At 74.5% G+C, this 25,939-nt stretch carries 22 protein-coding genes; 7 read left to right on the top strand and 15 right to left on the bottom strand.

Annotated features, from left to right (window positions below):
* Position 1: 1 nt before the first annotated feature.
* Together ABD126_RS08155 and ABD126_RS08150 are read left to right on the top strand one after the other, a co-directional pair.
* Entirely contained in the window at positions 2-175 is a 174-nt protein-coding gene (locus ABD126_RS08155) for a hypothetical protein (protein WP_343933072.1), read from the top strand.
* A gap of 3 nt (positions 176-178) precedes the next feature.
* Positions 179-901 (top strand): class I SAM-dependent methyltransferase, encoded by a 723-nt coding sequence (locus ABD126_RS08150; RefSeq protein WP_343933071.1) that lies wholly within the window; start codon positions 179-181, stop codon positions 899-901.
* A 683-nt stretch (positions 902-1,584) separates the two neighbouring features.
* Here the strand turns inward: ABD126_RS08150 and pgfA are convergent.
* The 6 genes from pgfA to ABD126_RS08120 form a co-directional block, all read right to left on the bottom strand.
* Complete coding sequence (gene pgfA, locus ABD126_RS08145) at positions 1,585-2,610, bottom strand: cell envelope lipid trafficking protein PgfA (RefSeq protein ID WP_343933070.1); 1,026 nt, start codon at positions 2,608-2,610, stop codon at positions 1,585-1,587.
* 26 nt (positions 2,611-2,636) lie between these two features.
* Entirely contained in the window at positions 2,637-4,052 is a 1,416-nt protein-coding gene (locus tag ABD126_RS08140) for a glycosyltransferase family 4 protein (RefSeq protein ID WP_343933068.1), read from the bottom strand.
* Positions 4,053-4,808: a dolichyl-phosphate beta-glucosyltransferase gene (locus ABD126_RS08135; RefSeq protein WP_343933066.1), complete on the bottom strand. Its 756-nt coding sequence runs from the start codon at positions 4,806-4,808 to the stop codon at positions 4,053-4,055.
* Positions 4,809-5,051: 243 nt separating this feature from the next.
* Positions 5,052-6,239, bottom strand: a complete 1,188-nt coding sequence (locus ABD126_RS08130; RefSeq protein WP_343933064.1) for a PucR family transcriptional regulator — start codon at positions 6,237-6,239, stop codon at positions 5,052-5,054.
* A gap of 127 nt (positions 6,240-6,366) precedes the next feature.
* Positions 6,367-8,100: a hypothetical protein gene (locus ABD126_RS08125; RefSeq protein WP_343933063.1), complete on the bottom strand. Its 1,734-nt coding sequence runs from the start codon at positions 8,098-8,100 to the stop codon at positions 6,367-6,369.
* Positions 8,101-8,184: 84 nt separating this feature from the next.
* Entirely contained in the window at positions 8,185-9,000 is an 816-nt protein-coding gene (locus tag ABD126_RS08120; RefSeq protein ID WP_343933061.1) for a S8 family peptidase, read from the bottom strand.
* A 176-nt stretch (positions 9,001-9,176) separates the two neighbouring features.
* On the opposite strand from ABD126_RS08120, the gene ABD126_RS08115 reads away from it, so the two are divergent.
* Entirely contained in the window at positions 9,177-9,791 is a 615-nt protein-coding gene (locus ABD126_RS08115; RefSeq protein ID WP_343933059.1) for a TetR/AcrR family transcriptional regulator, read from the top strand.
* 1 nt (position 9,792) lies between these two features.
* Here the strand turns inward: ABD126_RS08115 and eccB are convergent, their stop codons facing one another.
* Together eccB and eccD are read right to left on the bottom strand one after the other, a co-directional pair.
* Positions 9,793-11,208 carry a type VII secretion protein EccB gene (gene eccB / locus ABD126_RS08110; RefSeq protein ID WP_343933057.1) on the bottom strand — a complete coding sequence of 472 codons (1,416 nt, stop codon included), beginning with the start codon at positions 11,206-11,208 and terminating at the stop codon, positions 9,793-9,795.
* 3 nt (positions 11,209-11,211) lie between these two features.
* Positions 11,212-12,576 carry a type VII secretion integral membrane protein EccD gene (gene eccD, locus ABD126_RS08105; RefSeq protein WP_343933055.1) on the bottom strand — a complete coding sequence of 455 codons (1,365 nt, stop codon included), beginning with the start codon at positions 12,574-12,576 and terminating at the stop codon, positions 11,212-11,214.
* Positions 12,577-12,699: 123 nt separating this feature from the next.
* Between eccD and ABD126_RS08100 the strand changes: the two genes are divergently transcribed.
* Positions 12,700-14,157: a serine/threonine protein kinase gene (locus ABD126_RS08100; RefSeq protein ID WP_343933053.1), complete on the top strand. Its 1,458-nt coding sequence runs from the start codon at positions 12,700-12,702 to the stop codon at positions 14,155-14,157.
* On the opposite strand, the gene ABD126_RS08095 is transcribed toward ABD126_RS08100, so the two are convergent.
* From ABD126_RS08095 to ABD126_RS08080, 4 genes are all read right to left on the bottom strand, one after another.
* Positions 14,109-16,229, bottom strand: a complete 2,121-nt coding sequence (locus tag ABD126_RS08095; protein WP_343933051.1) for a transglutaminase TgpA family protein — start codon at positions 16,227-16,229, stop codon at positions 14,109-14,111. The genes ABD126_RS08100 and ABD126_RS08095 overlap by 49 nt on opposite strands.
* Positions 16,230-16,252: 23 nt before the next feature.
* Positions 16,253-17,359, bottom strand: coding sequence for a DUF58 domain-containing protein (locus tag ABD126_RS08090; protein ID WP_343933049.1), 1,107 nt, complete (start codon positions 17,357-17,359; stop codon positions 16,253-16,255).
* A gap of 4 nt (positions 17,360-17,363) precedes the next feature.
* Complete coding sequence (locus tag ABD126_RS08085) at positions 17,364-18,317, bottom strand: AAA family ATPase (protein WP_343933047.1); 954 nt, start codon at positions 18,315-18,317, stop codon at positions 17,364-17,366.
* Between the two features lie 224 nt (positions 18,318-18,541).
* The gene (locus ABD126_RS08080) at positions 18,542-20,656 is read right to left on the bottom strand and encodes a fibronectin type III domain-containing protein (RefSeq protein ID WP_343933045.1); all 2,115 of its coding nucleotides are present in this window, start codon (positions 20,654-20,656) and stop codon (positions 18,542-18,544) included.
* Positions 20,657-20,985: 329 nt separating this feature from the next.
* Between ABD126_RS08080 and ABD126_RS08075 the strand changes: the two genes are divergently transcribed.
* On the top strand, positions 20,986-22,050 hold the full coding sequence (locus tag ABD126_RS08075) for a type VII secretion protein EccE (RefSeq protein WP_343933043.1): 1,065 nt from the start codon (positions 20,986-20,988) through the stop codon (positions 22,048-22,050).
* On the opposite strand, the gene ABD126_RS08070 is transcribed toward ABD126_RS08075, so the two are convergent.
* Positions 22,040-22,702, bottom strand: a complete 663-nt coding sequence (locus ABD126_RS08070; protein WP_343933041.1) for a winged helix-turn-helix domain-containing protein — start codon at positions 22,700-22,702, stop codon at positions 22,040-22,042. The genes ABD126_RS08075 and ABD126_RS08070 overlap by 11 nt on opposite strands.
* 68 nt (positions 22,703-22,770) lie before the next feature.
* Positions 22,771-23,397 (bottom strand): helix-turn-helix transcriptional regulator, encoded by a 627-nt coding sequence (locus ABD126_RS08065; protein WP_343933039.1) that lies wholly within the window; start codon positions 23,395-23,397, stop codon positions 22,771-22,773.
* Between the two features lie 189 nt (positions 23,398-23,586).
* On the opposite strand from ABD126_RS08065, the gene ABD126_RS08060 reads away from it, so the two are divergent.
* Positions 23,587-24,249: a response regulator transcription factor gene (locus tag ABD126_RS08060; RefSeq protein WP_343933037.1), complete on the top strand. Its 663-nt coding sequence runs from the start codon at positions 23,587-23,589 to the stop codon at positions 24,247-24,249.
* A complete protein-coding gene (locus ABD126_RS08055) occupies positions 24,246-25,496 on the top strand; it encodes a sensor histidine kinase (protein WP_343933035.1) in 1,251 nt (416 codons plus the stop codon). Before ABD126_RS08060 ends, ABD126_RS08055 begins: the two co-directional genes overlap by 4 nt.
* On the opposite strand, the gene ABD126_RS08050 is transcribed toward ABD126_RS08055, so the two are convergent.
* Positions 25,483-25,911 (bottom strand): hypothetical protein, encoded by a 429-nt coding sequence (locus ABD126_RS08050; protein WP_343933033.1) that lies wholly within the window; start codon positions 25,909-25,911, stop codon positions 25,483-25,485. The two genes, ABD126_RS08055 and ABD126_RS08050, sit on opposite strands and share 14 nt — an antisense overlap.
* Positions 25,912-25,939 lie beyond the last annotated feature (28 nt).

The following is a 25,939-nucleotide window of genomic DNA, read 5'->3' as shown; positions in this document are numbered from 1 at the left end:
CGTGGGCAAGATCGTCGCAGCAGTCGTCGTGGTTCTGGCGGGCGCCGCCCTGGCGACCGGCGGCACCGTGGCGCTGGTGAGCGCCAACAGCCCGGACCGCACGGTCGAACTGGACAACGCGCCCGCCGCCAACGGCGCGGGTGGCGTGGTCGACTACGGCACCGTCAAGCGCTGACCCGTGCACGCGGCGACGCTGGGCCGTTCCGTCAAGCTGTTCCGCGCGTTCCGCAACGAACAGACCGACCGGGACGCGTTCTACCGCACGCTGGCGCAGGACTCGGCCGACCAGGTCGAGTCCTTCACGCCGTTGGCCGGTCGGGTGTTGCTGGACGTGGGCGGCGGACCGGGCTACTTCTCCGATGCCTTCCGCGCCAAGGGCGCCCGGTACGTCGGCTTGGACCCGGACGTCGGCGAGCTGTCGGCGCGCGGCGCTCCCGGCCAGGACATGATCCGGGCCAGCGGGACGAACCTGCCGGTGCGCACGGGCGCCGTGGACGTGTGCTACTCGTCCAACGTGCTGGAACACGTGTCCGAGCCGCACAAGATGTTGACCGAGATGGTCCGGGTGACCAAGCCGGGCGGGACGGTGTTCCTGTCGTTCACGCCGTGGCTGTCGCCGTGGGGCGGACACGAGACTTCCCCTTGGCACTACCTGGGCGGCCACTACGCCGCGCGGCGGTACGAGGCGAAGACCGGCGCCGAGCCCAAGAACCGCTTCGGCACCAGCCTGTTCGCTTTCTCTTTCGGCGCCGCCCTGGCTTGGGTGCGCGCCCAGGACAACGCCCGTTTGGTTCGCGCTTTCCCCAGGTACCACCCTTCTTGGGCTTCTTGGGTCGCCAATGTTCCCGGTTTGCGCGAGGTCGCCAGCTGGAACGCCGTTCTCGTTCTGACTCGACTCTGATCTCTCCGCTACTTCACGCTGCGCTGGCTTCACGCTGCGCTGGCTTCGACGCGCTGACGCGCTCTCAGGACTTACGCGCTGCGCGCTCTCAAGATCAAAAGCGCCTCGCCGGCGGGCAGGCCCCCGGGGAGGAAGAGCGTCGGTCTTCCCCCCGCACGGCCTGCCAGAGGCAACCACCCTTTGGTCTTGTCCGCAACCGGAAAAGCTGGTTGCGGACAAGACCAAAGCGCGGTTGGGCTGCGCCCAGGCCGTACGGGGGAAAGACCGAGGCCCTTCCTGTGGCTAGATAGCCCGAAGAAGAGCCCGCGCTGCGCGCGGAGGCCGGGCGCGCCACCGGTGATGAGCGGACCGACCCGACTCCTGGCGCCGAAGGCGCCACCGTTTTGGCTATCAGCCACAGGAAGGGCCTCGGTTCGTTCCCCGTACGGCCTGGGCGAAGCCCAACCGCGCTTCGCTGTTCTTGGCAACCACGCTCTACCGGTTGCCAAGAACAGCGAAGGGTGGTTGCCTCCGGCAGGTCGTGCGGGGAACGAACCGACGCCCTTCCACCCCCGGGGGCCTGCCCGCCGGCGAGGCGCTTTTGATCTTGAGAGCGCGTCAGCGCGTCAGGCCCGAGAGCGCGCCAGCGCGTCAGGCCCGAGAGCGCGAAGCGCATCCAAAGAAGCGAAGCGAGCTTGAAGAGATCAAGCGTTGACGGGGAGCTGAACGCGAGTGGGAGAACCACCAGAGCGCTGGTGCCGTCCACGGCGATCAGTCAGCAAGAGAACGAGAGCGACGGCAGTGAGGACACCACCGACGACATACAAGATCGTCGGCAACCCGGTGATCAAGAACAACCTGCCCAAGTTCGCCTCGGTCTCCTTGACGTTGGCGCTCACCGTCTCCTCGGTCATCTTCAACGTACCCTCGAAAACCGTGGTCGCCGGGCCGCTGGTGTCGCGCAGTTCCTGCTTCACCTGCTCGGAACCGTTGATGACCTTGCCGGTCACCGGCTCCACCCAGAACGTGCGCACGACCTCGTAGTGCAGAGCGACCTTGACCGTGGGGACGCCGGGCTTGCCCACCAACGATCCCGGGACCTCGCGGTCCTCGACCTTGGTGCTCGGGATCTCCTGCACGAACTTGTACACCGGCAGGTCCTTGACGGTCTCCTCGCCGACGAACCGCGCGTCGCGCGCCTGCCGCACGGTGCCGTCGTACCACGGGTAGGTCTTCTTCTCCGTGTTGAACGGGAACTTGAAGCTCAACCCCGGTTGCTGCGCCTCGCCCCGATCGGCCTTGACGCGCTTCCCCGTCTCCTTCTCGTAGTACTGGTTCTCGCACGGCGTCACCATCTCGCCGCTGTGCCGGTCCAGGCACACGGACCGCACGCCGGCGGTCACCGTGAGACCGTCCCTGTCGGACACCAGCTTGGACGCCTCGACCCACACGGTCACGTCGCCGTCCCGGGTGACCTCCTCCGCCTTCCGGTCCCCGGTGACCTTCTTGGTCGACGTCAGGCTCAGGTCTCGGCGGATCTCGGGGACGGCCCGGTCCCCCTGGGGCACGTAGACCAGCGCGGTGATGCGGTCGCCCTTGGCCACCGACATGGTGTCGATGTCGTGCGGGACCTTGGCGAGCTTCGGGTAGGCGTACTGGCTCAGCATCAAGCCGGCGGCCACGGCGAACACCCCCAGGCCCAGCAGGGCGAAGGTGACGTAGCGACGCAACTGTCCTCCTCCAACGTTCACGGCCGTCACGACGGCCGGGGTTCTGTGCCGGCCGCGTGGTCCGCCACGACGCCGTGCGGTCGTTCGGCGTGGTCCACCACGACGCCGTGCAGTCGTTCCGCCGCGCTGGCCGCGCGCACGGTGACGTCCCGTGCTCCCGCGGCGCGCAGGGCCACCAACAGGTCCGCGGGCCGGCACTGCTCGACCAACGCCCAGCCGTCGCCCACGCGGGCGCCCGGCCAGCGCAGGACCGGTCGGGCTCCCGGGGCGAAGCGGGCGACGGTCGCCTCGGGCATGCCGGGGAGCCAGTCGCCGGAGTCCGCCCCGGTCAGCAGGTCGGCGGCCAGGGCGGTGAAGCGCGCACCCGAGTCGGTCCAGGTGAAGCGGGACGCCCAAGCGCGGCAGCGGTCCGCCGTCTCCGCCGCGTAGGCGGGGTCCACCAGCTCCTTGAGGACCCGGTGCAGCGCCTCCGTCACGTCCTCGCCGACCGGGACCAGCCAGCCCGTCTCGCCGTGCCGGACGGAGTCGCGCAGGCCGTCCACGTCGTGGCACAGGGTCGGGACGCCGTGGCCGGCCGCCTCGACCACGGCCAACCCCCACCCCTCGCCGTCGGACAGGGTGACGTTGACCCAGGACTCGGCCAGCAGCGCGGACTTCTCAGCCTCCGACACGTGCCCGTGGACCGACACGGCGCCGTCGGAGCCGGCCGCCCGTGCGCGCAGGGCCGGTTCTTCCGGGCCACCGCCCACGACGTGCAGCCGCAGGCCGGGGACGCGGGAGCGCAGCGCGTCCACCGCGTCGATCAGGCGGTCCACGCGCTTCTGGGGGACCAGCCGGCCCAGGCAGACGACCGTCGGCTCGGCCGCGCGGCCCGGGAGGTCGCGCGGGACAGGGGGTGAGCCGTTCGGGACGACGTGGACCGGGCCCCGCCACGCCAGCCGGGCGCGCATCGCGTCCACTGTGGACGTCGACACGGCGACCGTCACCGCGCGGCGGTACACGCGTCGGGCCGCCGGGCCCTCCAGCCACTGGCCGACGGCGGCCAGCCACGGCGGGAAGTGGACCTTGAACTGGGCGTCGTGGACGTGGTGCAGCACCTGGACGACCCTGGCCCGCCGCCCCACCGCCAACGGGCTGAAGAACGGGATGCCGTTCTGGCAGTCCACGACCAGGTCGACGCGGAAGCGGTGGACCAGCAGCCACAGCAGGGCCAGCGGGTACACGGTCCACCTGCCGCCGCGCCGGACGACGCGGATGCCGTCCTGCCGGTCGGTCGCGGACTGCCCCCGGTCCCGGGCGGTCAGGAAGGTGACCTTCGCGCCGGCCGCGACGAACGCCCCGGCGATGCGCATCGCGTAGACCTCGGCGCCACCGGCGTGCCGGTGGCCGAGGTCGCGCCAGTTCACCACGACGACGTTCGCGCCGCGCAGCTCCGCGCCCATCTACGCGGCCTCGGCGATCGGCGTCGGGCGCCACGCGGGACGCGGTTCGCCGGCCAGGACCGCGCGGACGCGGCGCAGGTCGGTGAAGCTGCGCAGGCCGTGGCGCAGCGGGGCGAACGTGGAGCCCGGCACGTCGATCCAGCGGACCGGGACCTCCTCGATGACCGCGCCCAGGCGCTGGGCGCGGGCCAGGACCTCCACGTCGAAGCTGAAGCCGGCGGTGCGCAGGGGTTCGAACACGGCCCGCGCCACGTCGGCGGTGAAGAACTTGAAGCCGCACTGGGTGTCGCCGATGCCCGGCACGATCGGGGACACCGCGCGCCGGAACGCCCACGCGCCGACGTGCCGCAGGACGCTGTGCCGGGCCCGGACGTCGGAGCGCGGGTGCGCCCGCGACCCCACCACCACGTCCACGCCCCGCCGCAACCGGCGCAGCACGCCCGGCACGGCGTCCACGCCCGCCGCCAGGTCGGCGTCGCAGAACCCCACGTACCGGCCCCGCGCGGCCAGCACACCGGCCCGGACCGCCGCGCCCTTGCCGCGGTCCGGGCAGTGCACGAGCCGCACGGGGACCGCCACCCGGGAGCTCTCCCGGACGACGTCCACGGTCCCGTCCGTGCTCGCGTTGTCGACCACGACGATCTCCGCCGCCGTCCCGTTCAGCGCCATGGCCAGGCCGAGCAGGCTCGCGCCGAGCCGACGCTCCTCGTTGTAGACGGGCACCACCACGGACAGTTCGAGGCCCACATGGCGCATCGGCTCGCTCCTCAACACTGAGACGCAGGTCACACCGTCCGAAAGTTACTCAACGGTAAAACCCGTGAGTCACTTCTTAGAATGTGATCGGGGTCACAGCGTGGTCGAGGCACCCCCTGCGAGGCACGTCACAGGCCGTTCAGGGGCTTGCGGGTGCGTACGAACGGTCCAGCGGGACAACCAACATTGTCCCCGGGGATAACCGGCGCTCCCGGCTTTGTGCGCGGGGACAGAGGTCCGCGGTCAGCTCTCCAGCCGGACGCTCTCCACCGCGAGGTACAGCTCCGAGATACCGCGCGGATCGGTGAGGTCACGCCCGGTGAGCTCCTGCACCCGCCGGATGCGGTACCGGACGGTGTTCGGGTGCACGAAGAGGCGCTCCGCCGCGTCCCGCGCCGACCCGTGCTCGGCGAACCACACCTGCATGGTGCGCAGCAGCGGTTCACGCTCGGCCTCGGGCAGCGCGAGGAGGTCCTTGAGCACCTCCTTGGCCAGCTCGCGGGCCAGCTTGGGCGCGCCGGCGACCATCGTGGTGACCGGCCGGTCGCCGAAGCCCACGGCCCCGGTCTCCCCCGGCGCGAGGCACGCCCGCGCGATGCGGGCCCGGCGCAGCGCCGCCGGCAGCAGCCGCAGCCCGGCCACGGCCGGGCTCACGCCCACCGGGAACGACGCGGCGTCCAACGCTTGGCGCAGCGCCCGCAGGTCCGCCGACCGCTCCACCGGCACCACGCCGACCTCGCCCTCGGCCGTGCGCCGCCACACCGCCCGCGACCGCGGGTCCACGAGCCCGGACAGGCCCCGGTCGTCCTCGGCCCGCGGCTCGGCGTACACGACGACGAACGGCCCCTCGGCCGGGAGCCGCAGCACGCGCGCCGCGTCCTCGAATTCCTCCGGCCGGGTGAACCGGCCGTCCAGCAGGCCGTCGATGAGCGCGAGGCGGGCCTTGTTGTCGTACCGGGCGGAGTCGGTCGCCACCTCCGTGTAAGCCTCGGCGATGACGTCGGAGAACGAGTCGATGATGTGCCAGACGGTCGCGCTGGCCGACAGCAGCTGCTCGGGCGTGAGCTGGCGCGGCCCGACGGCGTGCTCCAGCATCCCCTCGTAGGCGAACGTCCCCGCGATCCGGAACGCCCGCAGCGCCGCCGAGATGGGGATGCCCAGCCGCGCCTGCGCCCGCCCGGTCTTGCGCGCGGTCTCGACGTCCACCTCGCGCGCCTCCAGGAAGGCGCGGAAGGCCCGCCCCAGGTTCACCTCGCAGACCTTGCGCAGCTCCTGCGGCGAGCTGTGCTCCAGCCTCCGGTAGAACTCCTCTTTCTCGCTCAGCAGGCGGGCCAGCTCGTCCGCGAGCTGGGGCAGCCGGCCAAGCTGACCGCGCACGATCTCGTTCAGCTCGGGTGGCAGCGGCGACATCGTCGACGTCGTGGCGACCATCCGGACACCATAACGCCGCGCACGCCCGGCGAACCCCCTGGAAGTTTCACGGACACAGGGTGACCTCCCCCTCTGGACCGATCCGGTGGACGACCGGTTCCGGCCGGCCGCCCACCGGATTTTCCTGTTACTTCAAGTAATACGTACGCAGGACGGTCTGGCTGACGCTGCCGCCGTCGGCGTCCGTGGCGGTCGCCCGAAGGGACACCGTGCCCGCGTCCGCCGGGTGGTGCAGGACGGCTTCCCAGCCCCCTGGCGCGGGGAGCAGGTGGACCGGCCGCCACGTCCCGCCCTCGTCGTAGGAGGCGAACGCCGAGATGCCCATGACGGGCGCTCCGGTGCCCTGCACGGTGACCGGCACGCGGAACTCACGGCCGCGCGGGGCGCTGTTCTCGTCGTCCACCGGCGGGGCGAAGCGGATCACCCGCAGCGGCAGCGGGACCTGGTCGGTGGTGCGGGCCGAGTGGAAGACCCACTCGGCCGTGATCCGGCTGGACAGCGGCGTGGTCTCCTGGGTGGCGTCCACGACCAGGCGGTACCGGCCGGGCTCGGGCGGGGCCTGCGCCCACGCGCTGACGTTGCCGTAGGGCAGGGAGCCGGGCGAGAGCAGGTCGTGGTCGCGGTAGAGGCCGACGGTTCCGGTCATGCCCGGCATGAAGCCCGCGTGGTCGGGGTTCTGGTCGCCGTAGAGCGGGATCTGGAAGAACATCGTGTCGTGGTAGCGGTGGGCCGCGCTGTCCACCGGGGCCAGGCTCGGGCCGAAGACGGCGGCGTTCCAGCGTTCCGTGGTGCGGCCGGGCTTCTCGTGGGTGGTGTGGGCGAGTTGCTGGGACAGGAACGTGTCGCCGCTGAACGTGTTGGCGTAGGTGTACCAGGTCCACGGGCCGGGTGAGCGGAACTCGGTGCGCGTGCCGGGTTGCGGGAGGGTGGTGGTGTTGTACGGGACGGCGAACCAGCCGTCCACGATCGGGGCGGTGCTCTTCACCACCTTCTGCGGTCGCCCGCCCTGGACCGCGTGGCGGGCCCGGACGGCGGCCAGGTCCGCGTCCTTCGGCCGCCAGGTCGGGTCGGGGATGCCGCCGGACTGGTGGAAGACCAGGTGGTAGCTGTCCAGTTCGGACTGGTGGACCGTGCCGAAGGTGCTGCGGCACTGCGGCGTGCCGGCGGCCGGAGTGATGTGCAGCTCCGGGGTGCGCGCGGTGGTCGCGCCGAACATCGCCTTGCCGGCCGGGGTGTCGCAGGCCACGGTGAGCATCGCGCCCTGGTCGTCGACCGGCCGTTCCAGCGTGACCGAGGACTGCTTGGCGGTGCGGGCGTCCAGGGTGACGGTGGTGTCCTCGCGGATCTCCAGGCCGGGGTGCACGACGGCCGACACGCGGTCCTGTTCGAAGACGTTGGTGGCCACCAGGTAACGGCCCACCGGGACTCGCGTGCGCAGCGTGCCGTCCTCGCGGTAGGCGAACGGGCAGCGTTCGCCGGTGTCGAGGTTGACGCACAGCGGGTATGCGGTGAACGGGTTTCCGTTGCTGTCCAAGGCGTTGATCGTCACGTTGCGGTGCGGGACGGCCTCTTTGGTGAGCGCGATCGGCAGGCTCACCCGCCAACCGTCCACAGAGGACGCGGTGAGCCGACCGCTGTAGGGGCCGGGTCGCACGGACGCGTTGATGTCCGCGCGCACGCGAGTGGTGACGGTCGACCGGGGCGGGACGGCGATCTCCGGATCGACGGTGAAGAGGCCCGGCGGGTCGAGAGCGGTCTTGAGGGTGACCGGGTTCGGCCCGGTGTTGTGGAAAGTCAGGTCCCGGGTGGTGCTCGCCTCGTGGATCGGGCCGAAGTTCAACGCGCCGGGGCTCACGTGCACGGGTTGGCGCACCGCTCGCGCCGCGTCCGGCCAGCGACATCACGTCGTCGCCCGCGCTGGGCGCGTTGACGCCGAGGCTCAGGTTCACCACCCGGGCGCCCCGCGCGGTCGCCCACTCCATGCCCGCGACGACAGGTAGCCGCTGCCGCCGTCGTCCAGCACCTTGCCCGACAGCAGGGTCGAACCGGGCGCGCCGCCCCGGTAGCGGGTGTCGCCGGCGCCCCGGATGGTCGAGGCGACGTGCGTGCCGTGGCCGTGGCGGTCCTCGGTGCCGCTGCCGGTGAAGTCCCGCGCTTCGGCCACGGCTCCCGCGAGGTCGGGGTGGTCGCCGTCGACACCGGTGTCCAGCACGGCCACCTCGACGCCCTGGCCGGTGTGGCCGCCGGCCAGGGCGTCGGGCGCGCCGATCCGGGGCATGGTGCGGTCCAGCGCGACCTCGACCCGGCGGTCCAGCCACACCTTCTGCCCCGGCGACCGCCGCGCCCACACGCGGGCCGCGCCTTCCCGGTCGACGCGCAGCGCCGCGCCGGACAGGCTGCGCAGCGTGCGGCCGGACGTCGTCCCCTGGACGATCAGCGCCAGCTCACGGCCGTTGCGCGCGAGGGCGTCCACGTCGAACAGGGCTTCGTCCACGGTGCCCGCGGCGACGGCCGCCGCCGCGTCGGACGGGACGACGAAGTGGCGGCCGGGCAGCTCGTACCGGGCGAACCTGATGTGCTCGCGGCCCTTGCCGGCGCGGGGCACGTACACGTCCCGGCCGGCGACCTCGTGCACCACGACCTCGTCGCCCGTGACGAGTGGGATGGTGCTGTCCGGAGTGGAGGGTCCGGGGTGGGCCCCGGCCGCGGTGGTCGACGCGCCGAGCAGGCAGGCGGCCACCGCGAGGGTGATTGGTCTCATCTCGTTGCGCTCCAACGTCTGTGCGTGGTCCCTGATTGGTCTACGCCAATTCGGGAGCGGGCACAGGGGCCGGTCGGGGCGGGACTTTCACACCGCGGTCTCGACCACCACCACATGGGCTATCGTGGAGCCGTTGTTCACATTGCAGTCGCAATCCGGATGAGGAACGTAATGCGGTGACCCAGAACCGACAGTCCCGCGCCGAGCGCGCCGCGCGGACCCGCGTGGAGCTGCTGGAGGCGGCGGCCCGGGTGTTCGCGCGCAAGGGCTACTCCGGCGCGTCGGTGGGGGACATCGCCGAGGAGGCCGGGTACACGCACGGGGCGGTCTACTCGCAGTTCCGGAACAAGCAGGACCTGTTCTTCGCGCTCTACGAGCAGACCACGACGAAGCGGGCCGAGGCGCTGGCGCAGGTCTTCCTGGCCGCCGAGGGCTCGCTGCGCGAGCGGATGCGGGTCGCCACCGACTGGTCCATGGCCGACCTGAAGGCGAACCCGGACTGGTTCCTGCTGCACATGGAGTTCCTGTTCGCCGCCGCCCGCGACCCCGAGGTGCGGGCGCGGTTCTCCGAGGGCGGGCGGACGATCCGGAACATGATGGGCGCGTTGATCCAGCACGAGGTGGACAGCGGGACCCTCAAGTCGGACATGACGGCCACCGACCTGGCGATGGGCATGAACGGCCTGTTCCTCGGGCTGGCGTTGCAGGAGGTCATCGAGCCGGGCGTGGTCCGCAACGGGCTGTACGGCGACGTGGTCACCCTGATCATGGACGCCATGTCGCCCGAGTGACTCACGGTTGCCGCGCCGCCGCGCCGGGGTCCAGGCCCGGCCCCTCGGGCAGGCGGGCGACCAGGGTCGCGGGCAGCCGGACCGGCTTGGCCGACGCGTACCCCAGCACCCCCAGCACGTCCGGCGTCGCCAGCGGGTAGCGGCGGCCGAGGTCGGTCACGACGGTCAGGGTGCCCGCGGGCGCGCCCGGCGCGGGCATCGCCTCCACCACCGCGGCCCAGCCCGGCGGCACGTGCACCCGGTCGGCCAACGGGGTGCCCTTCGGGTCGCGGCGGGTGGTCGCGGTCATCGGGTCGGCCGGGGGCAGCACGGGTTCGACGCGCAGGCGCGGTGCGGGGTCGTCCGGGGCGAAGGTCGCGCACACCGCGGCTTCCCCGTTCCGCAACGGCATGAAGTCCGGGCGTGCGGTGGGGGCGTCGGCGGTGGCGGGTTCGAGCTTGCGCGCCGACGCGGCCAGGGCCGGCGCCAGCGGGACGGCTTTCGGCTCCTCGCCGGGATAAGCGGCCAGCACGGGCGCGTACGCGCGCTGGATGTCGTACTGGAGTTCGGTGATCGGCTGCAACGCGTCACGGCCCGCGAGGTAGTGCTGCGTCCCGCCGCCGGACGTCCGCACCACCAGCAGCGTGCCCACCCGCAGGTCCGCGCGGCCGGGCACGGCGCTCGACGGCTCACCCGCGCCGGGCACCGCGATCGGGCCGATGGCCGCGCCCTCGGGCAGCACGTCCAGCCACGACCGGCCCACCCGCGCCCACGGCTGCGCGCTCAACGCCAACCCCGTGCCCACGGCCGGGTAGTCGTCGATGCGGTGCCGCTTCCCGCGCCACACCAGGAACCGCTCCCCGGTCGGCGCCAGCTCGGCCAGCAGCGCCCGGTCCCCCGGTTCACCGCCGCCGTCCGGCGCGGCGCCCACCAGCAGCACGGACTCCTCCACCCGGGCCCCCGCCGCGTCACCGGCCGGCACCGAGCACAGCGACCACGACCCGGTCAGCAGGCGGTCGGGGCCGGGCAGCGCGTCCGGCGCGTCGGCGATGCCGAGCCGGGGGCCGCGCGGCACGCCGACCAGCGAGTCCCGCGACACCCGTTCCGTGGGGCCGTGGCTGCCGACCAGCAGCAGCGCGGAGGCGTAGTTGGCGACCGGGTGCAGCCGGCCGTCCAGGTAGACGTACCGGGTGCCGGTCTCCTTCTCCACGATCACCGCGTCGTCCTTGCGCCACGCGCCGTTCCCGCCCGGCACGACCATCCCGTACACGCCGACGCACGCCAGCGCCACGATCGCCAGCGCGATGCCCGCGAACGTCGCCCCGACCGGGCGGCGAAACGGCGGCTGCTCCGGGTCGGTCTCCCCGGTGACCAGCGCGGACGTGGCCCGCTGCACCAGGAACTGGTAGGCCTGCAACTGGTCCCGCTTGGACGCCACCGCTCAGCCCCCCAGCCCGCGCACGTACCCGAACAGGCCCAGCACCGAGCACACCAGCGGCACCACCGCGACCACCACCAGGATCTCGGCGTACTCGGCGAACCGTCCCACGTACGGGTTGGGCACGCGCGTGCTGAACACCATCCCCGCCGCCACCACCAGGGCCGCGACCAGGGCCTGCACCGCGCCGGCGAGCGCCACGTCGGTCATCAGCGGGCCGACCGCCAGGCACCCGGCCCCGGTCACCCCGGCCGCCAGCAGCGGAACCCGTTGGCGCACCACGGGGTAGAGCCGCGCGCGCAACAACAGCCCCACGGCCACCACGCCCACCAGCACCAGGGCGGAGGTGTCGTCCCCGCGCACCAGCACCACCTGGCAGCCCGCGACCACCAGCGCGGACCCGGCCAGCATCCCGGTGAGCAGCGCGTCGGCCCGCACCACCGCCAGGTGCACCAGCGGCAGCGGCGGCTGGGGGTCGTCGCGGACCAGGTCGGCGGTCGTGCGCGGCAGCACGGGCATGGGCACCCGGCCCAGGCGCAGCGCCAGCGGCGCGAACCCGGGCGACAGCGCGAGCACACCGCCGGCCACGACCGCCGCGCACTCGTGCGGCGACCAGCCCGCGGTGCCCAGCCACCCGGCCACCACGCACAGCGCGCCCACCGTGACCGCGCCCGCGAACAGCGCCGGGGCCGCCGGCACGCCCAGGTGGGCGGCCAGGGCGAACAGCAGCAGCGCCGATCCGGCGAGCAGCAGGTGCCCGGCGGCGAGGTCGGTCAGCGGCCGGTCGCCCGCGAGCAGGAGACCACCGCCGGTGAACGCGAACGGCAGCGCGACGGCCGCGACCACGGCGCCCGCGGCGGCGTCCCCGACCGCTCGGGCCAGCACAACCCCGGCGCCCACCAGCAGGACCGCCGCGCCCAGCGACCACAAGGCGGGCGTCGTCCACGACGGGCCGGCGCGGACCACCGCGACCAGCGCGAGCAGGACCGCCGCGGCCCCGACCGCCAGCCCGGCGTGGCGGGTGTGCCGGGGACCCCACGCGCGGTCGCGGCCGGAACCGGTGGCGATGGCGTCCACCAGGTCGTCGTACTCCAGCTCGGGCCACTCCAGGCGGCGCGGCGCGAGGTGCAGGACCTCGCCGTCGCGGACCCGGTGCGCCGCGAGCGTCCGGTCCGGGTCGAACGCCGTCCCGTCCGCGCGGCGCAGCACCCAGCCGCCGCCGGCTACCCCGTCGTCGGCGAGCCCCTCGCCCGCGCGGGCGAGCAGGCCGGGCAGCACCTCGGCGACCGCCGCGTGTTCGGGCAGCGCCAGGTCGATGCGCCGGCGCGGAGCGGCGACCGTGACCCTGACCAGGCCGGTAGTCTGCATGGGGAGCAGCTTCGCGCCGCCGGGCGCGGCGCGGGCGGGCGAGGCATGAAGCGGCCACCGCGCGTCGGGCGCGCGGGCGCGTTCCTACGCTCGGCGCGTGTCGTGGACGAGGGGTGTGGGCTCGTGGAGACGGTGATCGCGCCGAGGCTGCTCGCGTCCGGTCCGGTGGCGACCGTGTACGCGGCGCGGCTCGCCGACACCGGGGCCGAGGTGGCGGTGAAGGTGTACGCGGAGAAGTTCGACCGCGACACCGCCGACTGGCTCGACCGCGAGCGCAAGGCCCTGTCCGCGGCGGGTGTCCCGCAGGTGCTGCCGGTGGACGGGGTGCTGGACCTGCCGGACGGGCGGTCGGGCGTGCGGATGCGCCTGTGCCACGGGTCGTTGGCGGCCCTGTTGTCGTCCGGGGTCGGGTCGCCGGGTGTGCGCGACGCCCTGGGTGTGGGGTTGGCCGTGGCGCGCGCGCTCGCGGCGGCGCACTCGGTGGGTGTCGTGCACGGGGGCGTGACGCCGCACAACGTGCTGTGGCACGGGTCCGGCGAGTTCGTGGTGTCGGACTTCGGGCTGTCGCTGCGCGAGCGCTTCCCGCGCGATCCCACGCACGCCTTGGAGTTCACCGCGCCGGAGACGCTGCGGGACGACACCCGGACCCCCGCGTCGGACCTGTACGGCCTCGGTGCCGTGCTCCACACGATGCTGACGGGCGCGCCGCCGTTCCCGCGCCGGACCGGTGAGCCGCCGGGCGAACGCATCCTGCGCGTCCTGCGCGAACAGGTTCCGCCCGTGCGCGGCGAGGGTTTGCCGCACGAGCTGTCCGACGCGATCAGCCGCCTGCTGGCGAAGGACCCGGCCGCCCGCCCCGCGGACGCGGGCCACCTGGCCCACCTCTTCGAACACCTGCTGACCACCCCGCCCTCGCCCGCAGTGCTCCCGACGACACCGGCCCCGCCCGCACCACCGGTCCCGCCCACGACACCGGTGCCGCCCGCGCCGCCGGTCCCGCCGGTGCCGCCCGCGCCACCGGTCCCGCCCGCGCCACCGGTCCCGCGGCCAGACCTCGGTTTCGACGACTTCGCCACCCCGCCCACACCGTCCACTGTGGACACGCCGCGCCCATCCGGCCGCACCCTCGTCCACACCACCGACGGCACCGCGCCCGCCACCCGCACCCGCGCCTGGCGCACCCCCGCCCTGGTCGGCGTCGGCCTGGTGGTCGCCTCGCTGATCGCCGTCCCCCTGCTCCTCCCCGGCGACGAGCCCGCCACACCACCGATTGCGGCGAGCGAACCCCCCAGGACCGCCCAGACCACCGAAGCAGCCCAGGTCACCCTGGTCCTCGACCCGCCCGCCGACCAGGGCGACCACGTCGAGCTGACCTGGAGCGCCAACGGCGAGCTGGACTTCGCCGTCGTCGTCGCGGGCGAGGGCATCCAGACCATGGTGCTCGTCGCGCACCGCAAACACGGCCTGCGCGTCCCCGTGGACCCGGGCCGCCGCTACTGCTTCCAGGTCCGCGGCACCGACAGCAAAGCCGTCTACACCAGCGAACCGGTCGCCGTGCGCGGCGCGCGCTGCACGCTCTGACCGAACAGCGGACGCGGGTCCAGCGCCGCCCGCAGCCGGGCCCCGCGCGGCCGGGCGGCCAGCACCCCGCGCACCAGCCGCTCCTCCTGCCACGCCTTGCGCACCGACCCGTCGCTGACCGGGACCCCCGACCACAGCGCCATGTCCAGCACCCGCCCCAGCCGTGTGATCGGGCCGGCCGTCGCCTCGCCCGCCGCCGACGCCAGGTCGCGCGGAGTCATGCCGATCCGGAACGGCACGCCGTGCGCCCGCAGCCGGTCGCACACCTCGGCCCACGCCGCGACCACGCCGTCCGCCCCGGTCCGCCGCCGACGCCGCCGCCTGCGCACGGCCTTCGCCAGCGGCACCCCGACCAGCCAGCACAGGGCGAACCCGACCGCGACCGCCCCGGCCACGAGCGTCACCACCCCGACGTCGAACGCCGTCGCGGGCACCTCGACGTCCTCGCGCGGCTGCTCCGGCGGGCGCAACTCGTCCTCGGGCGGCAACTGCTCGCGCGCCTGCGCGGCGGCCTTCGCCAGCCCCGTCGACTCCGCCTCGACCACCCCGCCGGCGACGGCCGTCGCGGTCGGGTCCAGCGGCACCCAGCCGACACCGGTCACGGCGATCTCGGGCCAGGCCAACACGTCCTTGTTGCGCACCACGTAGGAACCGCCGCCGTCGCGCGCCCCGCCCCGGTAGCCGACGACCAGCCGGGCCGGGATGCCGTTGAGCCGGGCCAGCGCGACGTACGCGGCGGCGAACTGCTCGCTGGTGCCACGCCTGGTCTCGGTGAGGAAGCGGCGCAGGTGCGGCCACCCGCTGCCGGTCGGCAGGTCCCGGCCGTCCGCGACCCGGTAGTTCGTGGCGAGGAACCGTTCGAGCTGCAAGGCCGACTGGACCGTGGGCCGCAGGCCGCGCACCGACTCCTGCGCGAGCCGCCCGACCTCCGGCGGCACCGCGCCGACCCCGCCCAGGCCGCCGTCCGCGCGCGGGTCCACGGTGCCCGCGCCCAGCGCGTCGCCGTCCACGCCCGGTTCGGACCAGGTCAGGGTGTAGCGGCGGGGGCCGGCGGCCCGGTCGAGCAGGAGCGTGCCGGCGGACTCGTCCACCAGCGGGGCCAGGCCGTCCACGACCAGCGGGGTGGGCTGGGAGGGCAGCCACGGCCCGGTGAGGTCCTCGACGGTCACCTCGGCGGTGCGGGTGCCGGCGCCCTCGCGACGCGCGCCCAGGCGGCGCAGGTCGGGGTCGGCGGTCCAGTTCGCGCCGTCGAACCCGTCCAGCACGACCAGGCTCCACCGGTCGACCCGCGCGTCCGCCCGGTACCGGAACACCTCGCGCTCGGGTTCCGCGAGCCGCCGCGCGACCTCGTTGAGCGGGTTGCCGACCCGGTGCTGGCGCAACGCGACCGCGTCACCCTCCAGCCGCACGGGCGTGCGCCCCAACGGGTCGAACCCGCCCAACGCCACCGCGCCGACCGCGACCGCGACCACCAGCACCGCCGCCCGCCGGACCCGCGCCCCGCTCACGGTGGTGCGCCGCACCAGGACCAGCCCCGCGGGCAGCGCGAACGCCACCCCCGCGCCGACCGCCGCGACGCCGCTCACCGGCCGGTAGAGCTGCGCCAACCCGGCCACCGCGAGCACCGGCAGCAACGCCGCGCCCGGAACCCGGGACCGCAGCAGGACTTCCGTCCCCAGCACCACCGCGAGCAACACGGCCAACGGCACGAACAGCAGCAACTCCGGCTCCGGCCGCGCGGGCCACGTCGACTGCAACGTCAGCAGCCAGCCCTGGGTCCCGCCACGCCACAACGCGCTCATCGAGGCGCCGGTCGGCAACCCCGCCACGGTCGTCGGGAACAACACCGACTCCACCAGGCCGAGCAAACCCAGCACCAGCACCAGAACCGGTCGCACCGGCACGAGCCCCGGCCACCGCAAGCACACCTCGACCGCCGCGAAGGCCGCCACCAGCACGACGGAAACGGGCAGCAGCAAGGAGAACAGCCCGAACACCGGCGAGAACAGCAACCCCGCCACACCCGCCGCGCCCAGCAGCCCGGCGACCGCGACCCGTCCCGGCGCGGTCACGGCCCCACCACGGCGATCCGCGTTCACGAGCCCACCAGGGCGTTCCACGACGCCACCGCCTCCGCCGCCGACCCCGCCCCGATCACGCCGGCCGCCGCGCCGCGCGGCGCGCCCAACCGGATCACCGCGTCCGGCCGCCACCGCGCCACCGGCCCCAGGTCCGCGTCGCCCCCGGTCACCACGACCACCGCTCCCCCCGGCCGCACCGCCGCCGCCCGCACCAGCGCGGCGCCGGCCGGCGCGTCCTGCGCCACCACGCACAACCGGTCCAGCAACGCCCGTGCCGCCCGCAACCCGCTCTCCACCGCGAACTCCGCGCCGCACGTCACCAAGCCGCACGGCTGCCCCGCCGACGCCGCCGCCGACACCAGCGACGCCGCCACCTCCACGGCCTCCTCGAACAGCGCCGCGGTCATCGACGTCGGCCGCGTGTCCAAAACGACCGTGCAGCGCGTCCGCGCCGGGTCCACGTGCTCGCGCACCATCAGCCGCCCGGCCCGCGCCGACGCCTTCCAGTGCAGCAACCGCACCTCGTCGCCGGGCACGTACTCGCGCACCACCCGCAGGTCCGCCGACCCGCGCAGCGGCGGGTCGGTCACCGGCCCGTCGTGGTGGTGGCGCGGGTGCGCGACCCGCGGCGGCCGGGCCGCGTGGACCCGCGGGTGCACCCACAGGCTCGCCGCGCCGCCCACCGCCGGGTGGCCGCGGACCAGGTCGAACGGGTCGAACCGGTGCACCTGGAACGGCCCCACCCGCAGCAGCCCGCGGGACGCGGTGGGCACCTCGTGGTGGTAGGTCGCCTCCGCGCCGGGGGCCAGCGGCCGGACGCGGATCTCGTGCGCCGACGACCCCACGCGGTCGCCGCCGGTGAACCCGCCCAACCGGCGCGGGGTCGGGTTGCGCACGACGAGCGTGGCCAGCGCGGGCGTGCCGCGCTCCACCCGCTCCGGGTGGACGGTCCGCGCCACCTCGACCTTCGGCCGCACCATCGTCGTGGCCACGGCCGCCAGCAACCCGCCGACCGCCACCCCGGCCAGGGCGCGGAAGAACGCGTGCCCGGCGACCGTGCCGAGCGCGAAGAACCCGACCGCCGCCACCAGGACGACGACACCGCGGCGGGTGAGCCGCACGACCTCAGCCCCCGATCGCGGCCGTGGGCGCGGCGGTGTCGGCCAGCAGCTCGTCCACGACCTGCTCGGGCAGCCGCCGGCTCAGCTCCGCGTCCGGGGTGAGCACCAGCCGGTGGCACATCACCGGGTGCGCCACGTCCTTCACGTCGTCGGGCACCACGTAGTCCCGGCCGTGCGTGGCCGCCAACGCCTGCGCGGCCCGGATCAACGCGACGCTGCCGCGCGGGCTGACGCCGAACCGGACCGCCGGGTGGTTGCGGCTCGCGGCGGCCAGGCGCACCGCGTAGGACACGATCTCCCGCGCCACCCGGCACCGCCGCACCTCGGCGATCACCTGTTGCAGCCCGGCGAGGTCCAGCACCGGCCGCAGGTCGTCGGGGCTGACGCCGGCCCGGTCGCCGAGCACCACCATCACCTCGGCGTCGTGGTCGGGGTAGCCCACCGACAGCCGCATCAGGAACCGGTCGAGCTGGGCCTCCGGCAACCGGTAGGTGCCCTCCATCTCGATGGGGTTCTGGGTGGCCACCACGAGGAACGGCCGCGGCACGTCGTGGCGGACCGAGTCGACGGTGACCCGCCGCTCCTCCATGACCTCCAGCAGCGCGGCCTGCGTCTTGGGCGTGCCCCGGTTGATCTCGTCGGCGAGGACCACGTTGGCGAAGATGCCGCCGGGGTGGAAGCGGAAGCCCTCGTCGCCCTGGTGGTAGACCATGACGCCGGTGATGTCGCCGGGCAGCAGGTCCGGGGTGAACTGGATGCGCTGCCACGAGCCGCCGATGCTGCCCGCGAGGCACCGCGCGAGGGTGGTCTTGCCGACGCCGGGCACGTCCTCCAGCAGCAGGTGGCCCTCCGCGAACAACGCCGCCACGGCGAGCCGAACGACCTCGGGCTTGCCGCGCACGACCAGCTGCACGTTGGCCGCGATCAGGTCGTACGCGGCACCGGGGGTGGGTGTCATTCCTCGCCTTTCCGAAATCTGGTCAGCCGACGTCGCTCATGCGGTCTCTTCCACCACCTGACGGCCGGCGGTCACGCCCGCTCGCGGCCGGCCACACGTTTCGCGCCACCGCCGGCTCAGCGGGCAGCCATGCCGCTCACGCCACCGCCGGCTCAGCAGGCAGCCATGCCGCTCGTGCCGCTGCCCGGTCACCGCGCGGCCGTGCCGCTCGTGCCGCCGCCCGGTCACCGCGCGGCCATGCCGCCGGACGTGCCGGACCGCCGCGCGCCGCCCCCGCCGCCGGCCGCCGGGACGCCGCGCCACGTGGCCGGCTGCGCGTTGCCGTTGGCGTTGCTCGCGTTCAGCGTCAGGTCCACCGCGCGGCCCGGGTCGACGCCGGGGACGTCGATGGCGATCTCCTGCACCCCGCCGCACGCCACCTCCACCGGCGGGCGGCCCTCCAGGTTGAACGTGCTCAGCTTGCACGTCGTGGGGAACCCGCTGTTGTTGACGTCCACGGTCGCGATGGCGCGGCCGGCCCCGGACCAGCGCACGCCGACGAACTTCACCACCGGCAACCCCATCAGCGTCGGCACGACGGCGGTGCCGGGGTGGCCCGTGCTGGTCGGCGACCCGGGCGGGCCGTAGCGGGTGATCGCGCGGACGGTGACCAGGCTGCCCAGCGCGCCGGTGAAGCTGGTGTAGTCGGTGGTGGTGCCGGTGACCTGGCGGTCGGGCTGACCGGGCAGCTGCACCAGGTAGTGCACGAGGGTGCCGCCGCGCAGGTCCGGTTGGGTCCAGGTGACCGTCGAGCCGCCGAAAGTCGTCGTCGCGGTGACGTCCGGCGCGCTCGCCACGCCCAGCGGCACGACGCTGCCGGAACTGGCGCCCGGCCCGCGCCCGGCCTCGTTCTCGGCCACGACGGTGAACACGTGCGCCACGCCGTTGGCCAGGCCTTCGAGGCGGGCGCTGTGCGTGCCGCCGCCGACCGTGGTGCCGCCGCCGTTCCACGACACGTGGTACGCGGTGACCGGCGCGCCGTTGGGCGGGGCCGGGTCCCAGCGGACCGTGGCGCTCGCGTCGCCGGCTTCCGCGCCGACGTCACCGGGCGCGCCGGGCGCGGTGGCCCGGGCGACCGGCGGGGTGAGCCGGGAGGTGACCTTCCGGTCGTCGACGGGCGGCGTCGTGGTGGTGGTCGGGGCCGGCTCGGTGGTGGACGGGGTGGTGGTCGTGGACCCGGTGGGGCGTTCGCCGGACCGGTCGTCGGCGGCCTTGCCGACGTCCACGGTGACCACCGAGCCCTTCTCGCCGTCGACCACCAGGACCTGCGAGCCGTCCTGGTTCTCCACGTAGACGCGGTCGTCCTCGCCGCGCGCGAGGCGGGGCGCGCCGGCCTTGCCGGGCACCTTCGTGACGCTCTTGCGGGCGCCCTTGCTGTCGTAGGTGAGGACTTCGTTGCGGGCTTGGTCGACCAGGGTGATCACGCGCGCGGTCGCCACCGGGCCGGAGTAGCGGCCGTTGCCGGGCAGCTCCACCTCGACCGGTTCGGCGACCGGGCGCTGGTCCAGGCCGGCGGTGTCGATCAGGTGCAGGCGGGCGCGGTCCGGGTCCACCACGGCCAGCCGCCCGTCGGCGGTGCTGCTCGCGACCTGGGCGGTGGCGGGCAGGTCCACGCCCAGCGGCACGGACGGGCCGAAGCCGTCCCGGTCGAAGGTGCGCAGCGCGTCCGCGGTGGTGTCCACCAGCACGGGGCGGTCGTCCACGACGGTCAGCGCGCCGGTGTGCCCCGGCTCGACCTGCGCGGGGCAGGTCAGCACGGCGGCCCCGCGGGGCAGTTCGCACAACGCGCCGGAGTCCACGCGGTGCAGCCACACGCTGCCGTCCCCGGTCACCGCCGGCTCGGACACCGGACCGCCCGCGGGCACCGTCGCGGCCGGGTCGCCCAGCCGCACGACCTGGCCCGCGTTGCGGTAGACCAGGTACGGGCCGCCGGCGACCTCCAGCACCACGGGCACCTCGGCCGCGGGCGGGGTCTGGGCGTTCTCGACGCTGAGCGTGGACTTGTCGAACACGGTGATGCGGGAGCGCTCGACGACGTAACCGGAGCGCTCGCCCTGCGCCACCTGCGCGCCCGGCTCGACCCCGGGCAGCGCGACCCGCGCGTCGACCTGGTTGGTGGAGCCGTCTACGTGGAACGCGGTCTGGAACGCGGCGTTGTAGACCCAGTGGCCCACCTGGAAGAACTGGAGGCCGGGCGCGACGGGGGGCTGGCCGGCCGCGGCGACGCCGACGATCCCGACACAGGCCGCCACCAGCACGGCGATCATCGCGCGGGTGCGCGTCACGCTGGAGGTCTTCATGTCACGCGGCGCCTCTCCGAACCTCTCCCCGAACGGTTGGGATTACGACCGTCATCCGAATGGGGATCATAATCCGGGACGGTAGCACCAGGTGGGTGAACGATCGGACCGGATGACCGGAACCGGCCGAACCCCCGCCCTGTCATCGAAACCTCATGCGGTGGCGCGGACAGTGCGGACCTGTGACGAGACCCGGCGGGCCCCAACCCGCGCCACCCCTTGTTGACGGACCGGTCGTCGTGCACGTCGACGGCGTGAGCCCACCGCCCTGGTCACCCGCGTGGGCGCCACCGGCTCCACCCCCGTCCCGGTCGCGGGGGACGTTCTCGGTGGGGCTGCCGCCGGTCACGCCGGTTCCCCCGCCCCCGCGCTCCCGCCGTGCGCTGGGCCCGCTGCGCCCGCCCCAACTGCTCTGCTGGCAACTGGCCGTCGTCGCGGTGATGGCGGTGCTCGACCAGCCGTGGCCCGTGTTCACCGCGGTCGTGGTCGCGGCGTTGGCCGTCGTCGTGCTGACCGCCGTCCGCCGCCGTGGCCGCTGGCTGTGGGAGTGGGCCGTGCTGGGCCTGGCGTTCCTGCGCCGCCACCGCTCACCGCACCGGGAGCCCGAGCACCCACAACCGGGTCGGGCGTTGATCGAACTGCTCGTCCCCGGCGCGACCGGCGTCGAGACCGACCTCGGCGACGAGCGGGTGTTCCTGATCAGCGCCGCCCCCGGCGTCACGGCGGTGCTCCGGCCGGCGGCGCGGCGCGACCTGACCAGGGCCGTCCCGAGCCCCGAAGCCCTGCTCCCGGACACCGGCGAGGAGTTCGCGGTCCGGTTCGTCCACCACGCCGGCACCGACCGCTCCCGGCCGCCGCGGGTGTGGGTCGCGTTGCAGGCCCTGCGCACGGTCGAGGCGCACCGCGAGGACGACGTCCGCCGGGCGCTGGGCAACGCCGTCCGCCGGGTCCGCCGCAAGCTGCGCCGCGACGGCGTGGAGGTGGACGCCCTGACCGAGGTCGAGACGGTCGCGACGGTGTCCGCGCTGGCGCACCTCACCGGCGGTCGCACGCGGGTGCGGGAGCAGTGGCGGCTGTGGTGGAGCGGGCCGGTGGCGCAGGCCGCGTTCCGGCTGGACGGGTGGGACCGCCTGCCGCCGTCCGTCGCGCCGCAGTTGCTGCGGTGGCTGTTGACGGCGGTGCCGCAGGCGGCGGTGACGGTGTCCGTGACGGCCCGGACGGGTCAGGGCCCGGAGGCCGTGGTCCGGGTGGCCGCCGCCGACCCGCGCGCCCTCGACGGCGCGGCCGGCCAGGTGGCGCGGCTGGCCAGGGAGCGCGGCATCGTCCTGGAACGCCTCGACGGCCGGCACCGCGACGGTCTCGCCGCGACCCTGCCGCTGGGCGTCACCCGCTGATCAGGTACCCGACGCCGCGCACAGTGTGGATCAGCGGCGGCTCGTGCAGCTTGCGGCGCAGGGCGGCGATCACGACGTCGAGGACGTTCGACGCGGGGTCGGCCGCCTCGTCCCAGGCCCCCGCCGACAGCAGGTCCTGCCGCGCCACCGCCACGCCCGGCGTGGCCATCAACCGCTGCAACACGAGGAACTCCTTGCGCGCCAGCGTCAACAACACCCCACCCCGGGTCACGCGGTGCCGCCCGGGGTCCAGCTCGACGTCCGCGCACCGCAACACCGACGGCGGCCCGACGAGCCCCACCCGGCACAGGTTCCGCACGCGCGCGACCAGTTCGGGCATGGCGAACGGCTTGACCAGGTAGTCCCCGCCGCCGACCCGCAACCCGGCGACCCGGTCGGCCTCGGTGTCCCGAGCGGTGAGGAACAACACCGGCACCGACCACCCCCGAGCCCGCCGCGCCCGCACGTACGGCAGGCTGTCACCGGAGGGCAGCATCCGGTCGAACACCACGCAGTCGTAGGAGTTGACGAACAACGCCTCGTCGGCGAACGGCAGGTCGGCAGCGGTGTCCACCGCGAACCCGGCGCCCCGCAAGGCCCCTTCCAACGCCACCCTGAGGTTCTCGTCGTCCTCGGTGATCAGCACCCGCACCGCACGCACGTTAGTGCGCACGCCAAGCGGCGGACCCCGCGGGCGACACCACCCCGGGGTCCGACGAGTCAGCTCGCCCGGTCCATCAGCCAGCCCCGGTCGGCGGCCTTGGCGCCGGCCTGGAACCGGCTGCGCGCCCCCAGCCGGTTCATGATGTCCGACACCATCCGCCGCACCGTCCGCACGGAGATCCCCAGCCGCGCCGCCGCCGAGTCGTCGGTCGCCCCCGACCACAGCAGCGCCAGCAGGTCGCGCTCGCGCGGGCTCAGCGCCTCGCGGTGCTCCACCGCCTCCACCGGCGCCAGCGGCACCGCCGCCGGCCACATCCGGTCGAACAACGCGGTCGTCGCCGCCACCACGCTCGGCAGCCGGAACGCCGCCATCCCCGCCCGCGGCCCCGGCAGCAACGCCGTCGTCCCGTCCACGACCAGCGCGTCCATCGGCACCGCCGTCTCCGTGCGCACCTCCGCGCCCGCCGCCGCCAGGCCCGCGACCCCGCCCGACAGCCGCGCCGAGTCCGGCACCAGCACCCGGTACCGCACGCCGCGCCGCAGGTTGTCCCGGTCCACCCGACCGAACAGGCCCACCGACCCGTCGGTGCTCAGCACCAGCACCTCACGGGTCGCCGACGCCAGGACCGCGTCCACGCCGACGTCCCGCGCCGTGCCCCCGACCAGGCTCAACCGGGTGTTCATGACAGCCACCTCCGCACTCCTCCCCCTGCCAACCGTCCACTGTGGACGTGCCACCGGCCGCGTCCGGTTCCTGCCAGATCCGGCCGACCCCGTGGTTTATGCTCGCCGGCGCACTAGCGTTCGAGCCGGCGGCTACGTCGTGAACGCCGAACCACGCGCCAACCATGCACCGGCACACATGAGGTTTCGATGACACGGGTGATGGTCGTCGAGGACGACGAGGACCTGCGGGTGGCGGTGTCGGCGGCGCTGCGCGCCGAGGGGTTGCGCGTGGACGCCGCCCCGGACATCGCCGCCGCCGACCGGGTGCTGCGCGCCGCCGACTTCGCCTGCGTCGTGTTCGACCGGATGCTGCCCGACGGCGACTCCCTCGACTACGTCCGCGCCCGCCGGCTCGCCGGGTGGAGCGTGCCCGTGCTGTTCCTCACCGCCCGCGACGCCCTGGCCGACCGGGTCGCCGGGTTCGAGCACGGCGGTGACGACTACCTGGTCAAACCGTTCTCCGTGGCGGAACTGGCGGCGCGCGTGGGCAACCTGTGCCGCCGGTCGGGCGCGCGGCCGTCGGTGCTGCGGCACGCCGACCTGGAGATGGACTGCGCGCGGCGCGAGGTGCGGCGCGGCGGGGTGCTGCTGACCCTGTCGGACAAGGAGTTCGCCGTGCTGGAGTACCTGCTGACCCGCGCCGGGCTGGCGGTGGAGCGGGCGGAGCTGATCGAGCACTGCTGGGACTCCGCGACCGACCCGATGTCGAACGTGGTCGACGTCGTGGTGAAACGGCTGCGGCGCAAGCTCCAGGAGCCCGAGCTGATCCACACCGTGCGCGGGCGCGGTTACCTGCTGGGGACGTCGTGACCGGGTCGGCGGCCGACCGGCTGCGCAGGCTGCGCTGGGTGCTGACCGCCGTGTTCACCGTGACCAACACGATCGCGCTGGTCGCGTTCGCCTGGTGGGTGGTGCGCGACGACGCCGAGCAGGGCGAGGCCGACCTCGACGCCGAGCTGGCCCGGGTGACCACGGCGGTGAGCCGACTCGTGGTGTTCGACCGGGCGGTCAACTTCCACCTGGTCAACGTGGACGAGCTGAACGGGTCGTGCCCGCAGTTCGCGATCCTGCCCGGCGGCGCGCCGGCGTTCCAGGCGCACGTGTCCAAGCGGGTGTGCGTGCCGGTGGACAACGCCGTGCTCAGCTCGTTGGCGACCAGCGCCGTGCGCGGCGGCGGGGTCGTCGCGGGCTACCAGCGCGGCAGCGGCGGCGAACTGGTCCGGGTGCGGGCGGAACCGCTGCTCAACACCGACCGCGAGTACATCGGCGCGGTGGTCGCGGTCGTGGACACCCGGCCGCGCCAGGCCGAGCACAACCGGCTGCTGCTGCTCGTCGTCGGCGGGTGTCTGGTCCTGGTCGGCGGGCTGGGCGTGGCCGGGCACGTGCTGTCCGGCCGGGCCATCCGCCCCGCCGCCGCCGCGCTGCAACAGCAAGAGGTCCTGCTCGCCGAGACCGCCCACGACCTGCGCACCCCCGTCGCGGCCCTGCGCGCGCTGGCCGAGACCGCCCTGGACAACCCGACCCAACGCGCCGACCTGCTGCCCCGCACGGTCCGGCTGGCCGCGCGCATGGGCGGCATCATCGACGGCCTGCTGGTCCGCGCCCGCCTGGCCGCCGGGGTCGAGCAGCTCGCCATCCAGCCGGTGTGGCTGGACCAGCTGGTCGTCGGCGTGGTCGAGGAGACCCCGACCGAGGGCGCGCAGGTCACCGTCACCGCCGCGCCGACCAAGGTCGACGCCGACCCCGCGCTGCTGCAACGGGCGATCGGGAACCTCCTGGACAACGCCATGCGCTACGGGCGGCGGCCGGGTGAGGAGGCGATCGTGCACATCACCGTCGCCGGCGGCACCGTCACCGTGGCCGACCACGGGCCGGGCATCGACGCGGCGCTGGCGGAGGACGCGTTCGACCGGTTCTCCAGCACCGGCGGGTCGTCCGGGCTGGGGTTGTCGATCGTGCGGTGGGTCGCGCAGGCGCACGGCGGCCGGCTGGCGGTCTACAACGCGGACGAGGGCGGCGCGATCTTCGAACTGAGCCTGCCGGTCAGCGCACCGTGAACTGCCGCCACGGCGGGAGGCTGACCCACGCGCCGTCCCGCTCGTAGGCCAGGTAGTAGGTGAAGGTGCCGCGGGAGGCGAACCGGCGCTGCGCCTCGACCGTGCGGGGCGTGGTGTCCAGCCGGACGTCCTCCAGCGCGGGGAAGTCCCGGGCCGTGCCCTTGTCGTCCTTCACCCGCACGACGACCTTGGCCAGCGTCACCGCCCGGTCCGCGCTGATGGTGGCCTTGACGACCACCGTGTTCCCCAGGAGCGGTTCGGCGGGCTCGACGGCCAGCGACCCGACGATCGTCACCTCCCCCGACACCACGTCGACGGGGATCAACTCCGACTCGGACAGCCGCACCCCGACCAGCACGGCCGCCACGAGCGCCACCACCGCGACCGAGACCCCCACCCACACCCGTGTCGGCATGCGACCACCGTACGGGCTGTCCTCTTGC

The organism is Saccharothrix mutabilis subsp. mutabilis, assembly GCF_039521145.1.
Classification (GTDB): Bacteria; Actinomycetota; Actinomycetes; order Mycobacteriales; family Pseudonocardiaceae; genus Actinosynnema; species Actinosynnema mutabilis.
Note: the sequence above shows the minus strand (reverse complement) of the source record. Positions and strands in the feature narration are given on the sequence as shown.

What these genes read in the sequence shown, in the direction of transcription:
- ABD126_RS08120 (WP_343933061.1), bottom strand. Translation starts at nt 9,000, where the DNA reads ATGAGACCAATCACCCTCGCGGTGGCCGCCTGCCTGCTCGGCGCGTCG.
- ABD126_RS08130 (WP_343933064.1), bottom strand. Translation starts at nt 6,239, where the DNA reads ATGGTCGCCACGACGTCGACGATGTCGCCGCTGCCACCCGAGCTGAAC.
- ABD126_RS08065 (WP_343933039.1), bottom strand. Translation starts at nt 23,397, where the DNA reads ATGAACACCCGGTTGAGCCTGGTCGGGGGCACGGCGCGGGACGTCGGC.
- ABD126_RS08140 (WP_343933068.1), bottom strand. Translation starts at nt 4,052, where the DNA reads ATGGGCGCGGAGCTGCGCGGCGCGAACGTCGTCGTGGTGAACTGGCGC.
- ABD126_RS08050 (WP_343933033.1), bottom strand. Translation starts at nt 25,911, where the DNA reads ATGCCGACACGGGTGTGGGTGGGGGTCTCGGTCGCGGTGGTGGCGCTC.
- eccD (WP_343933055.1), bottom strand. Translation starts at nt 12,576, where the DNA reads ATGCAGACTACCGGCCTGGTCAGGGTCACGGTCGCCGCTCCGCGCCGG.
- ABD126_RS08135 (WP_343933066.1), bottom strand. Translation starts at nt 4,808, where the DNA reads ATGCGCCATGTGGGCCTCGAACTGTCCGTGGTGGTGCCCGTCTACAAC.
- ABD126_RS08085 (WP_343933047.1), bottom strand. Translation starts at nt 18,317, where the DNA reads ATGACACCCACCCCCGGTGCCGCGTACGACCTGATCGCGGCCAACGTG.
- ABD126_RS08060 (WP_343933037.1), top strand. Translation starts at nt 23,587, where the DNA reads ATGACACGGGTGATGGTCGTCGAGGACGACGAGGACCTGCGGGTGGCG.
- ABD126_RS08080 (WP_343933045.1), bottom strand. Translation starts at nt 20,656, where the DNA reads ATGAAGACCTCCAGCGTGACGCGCACCCGCGCGATGATCGCCGTGCTG.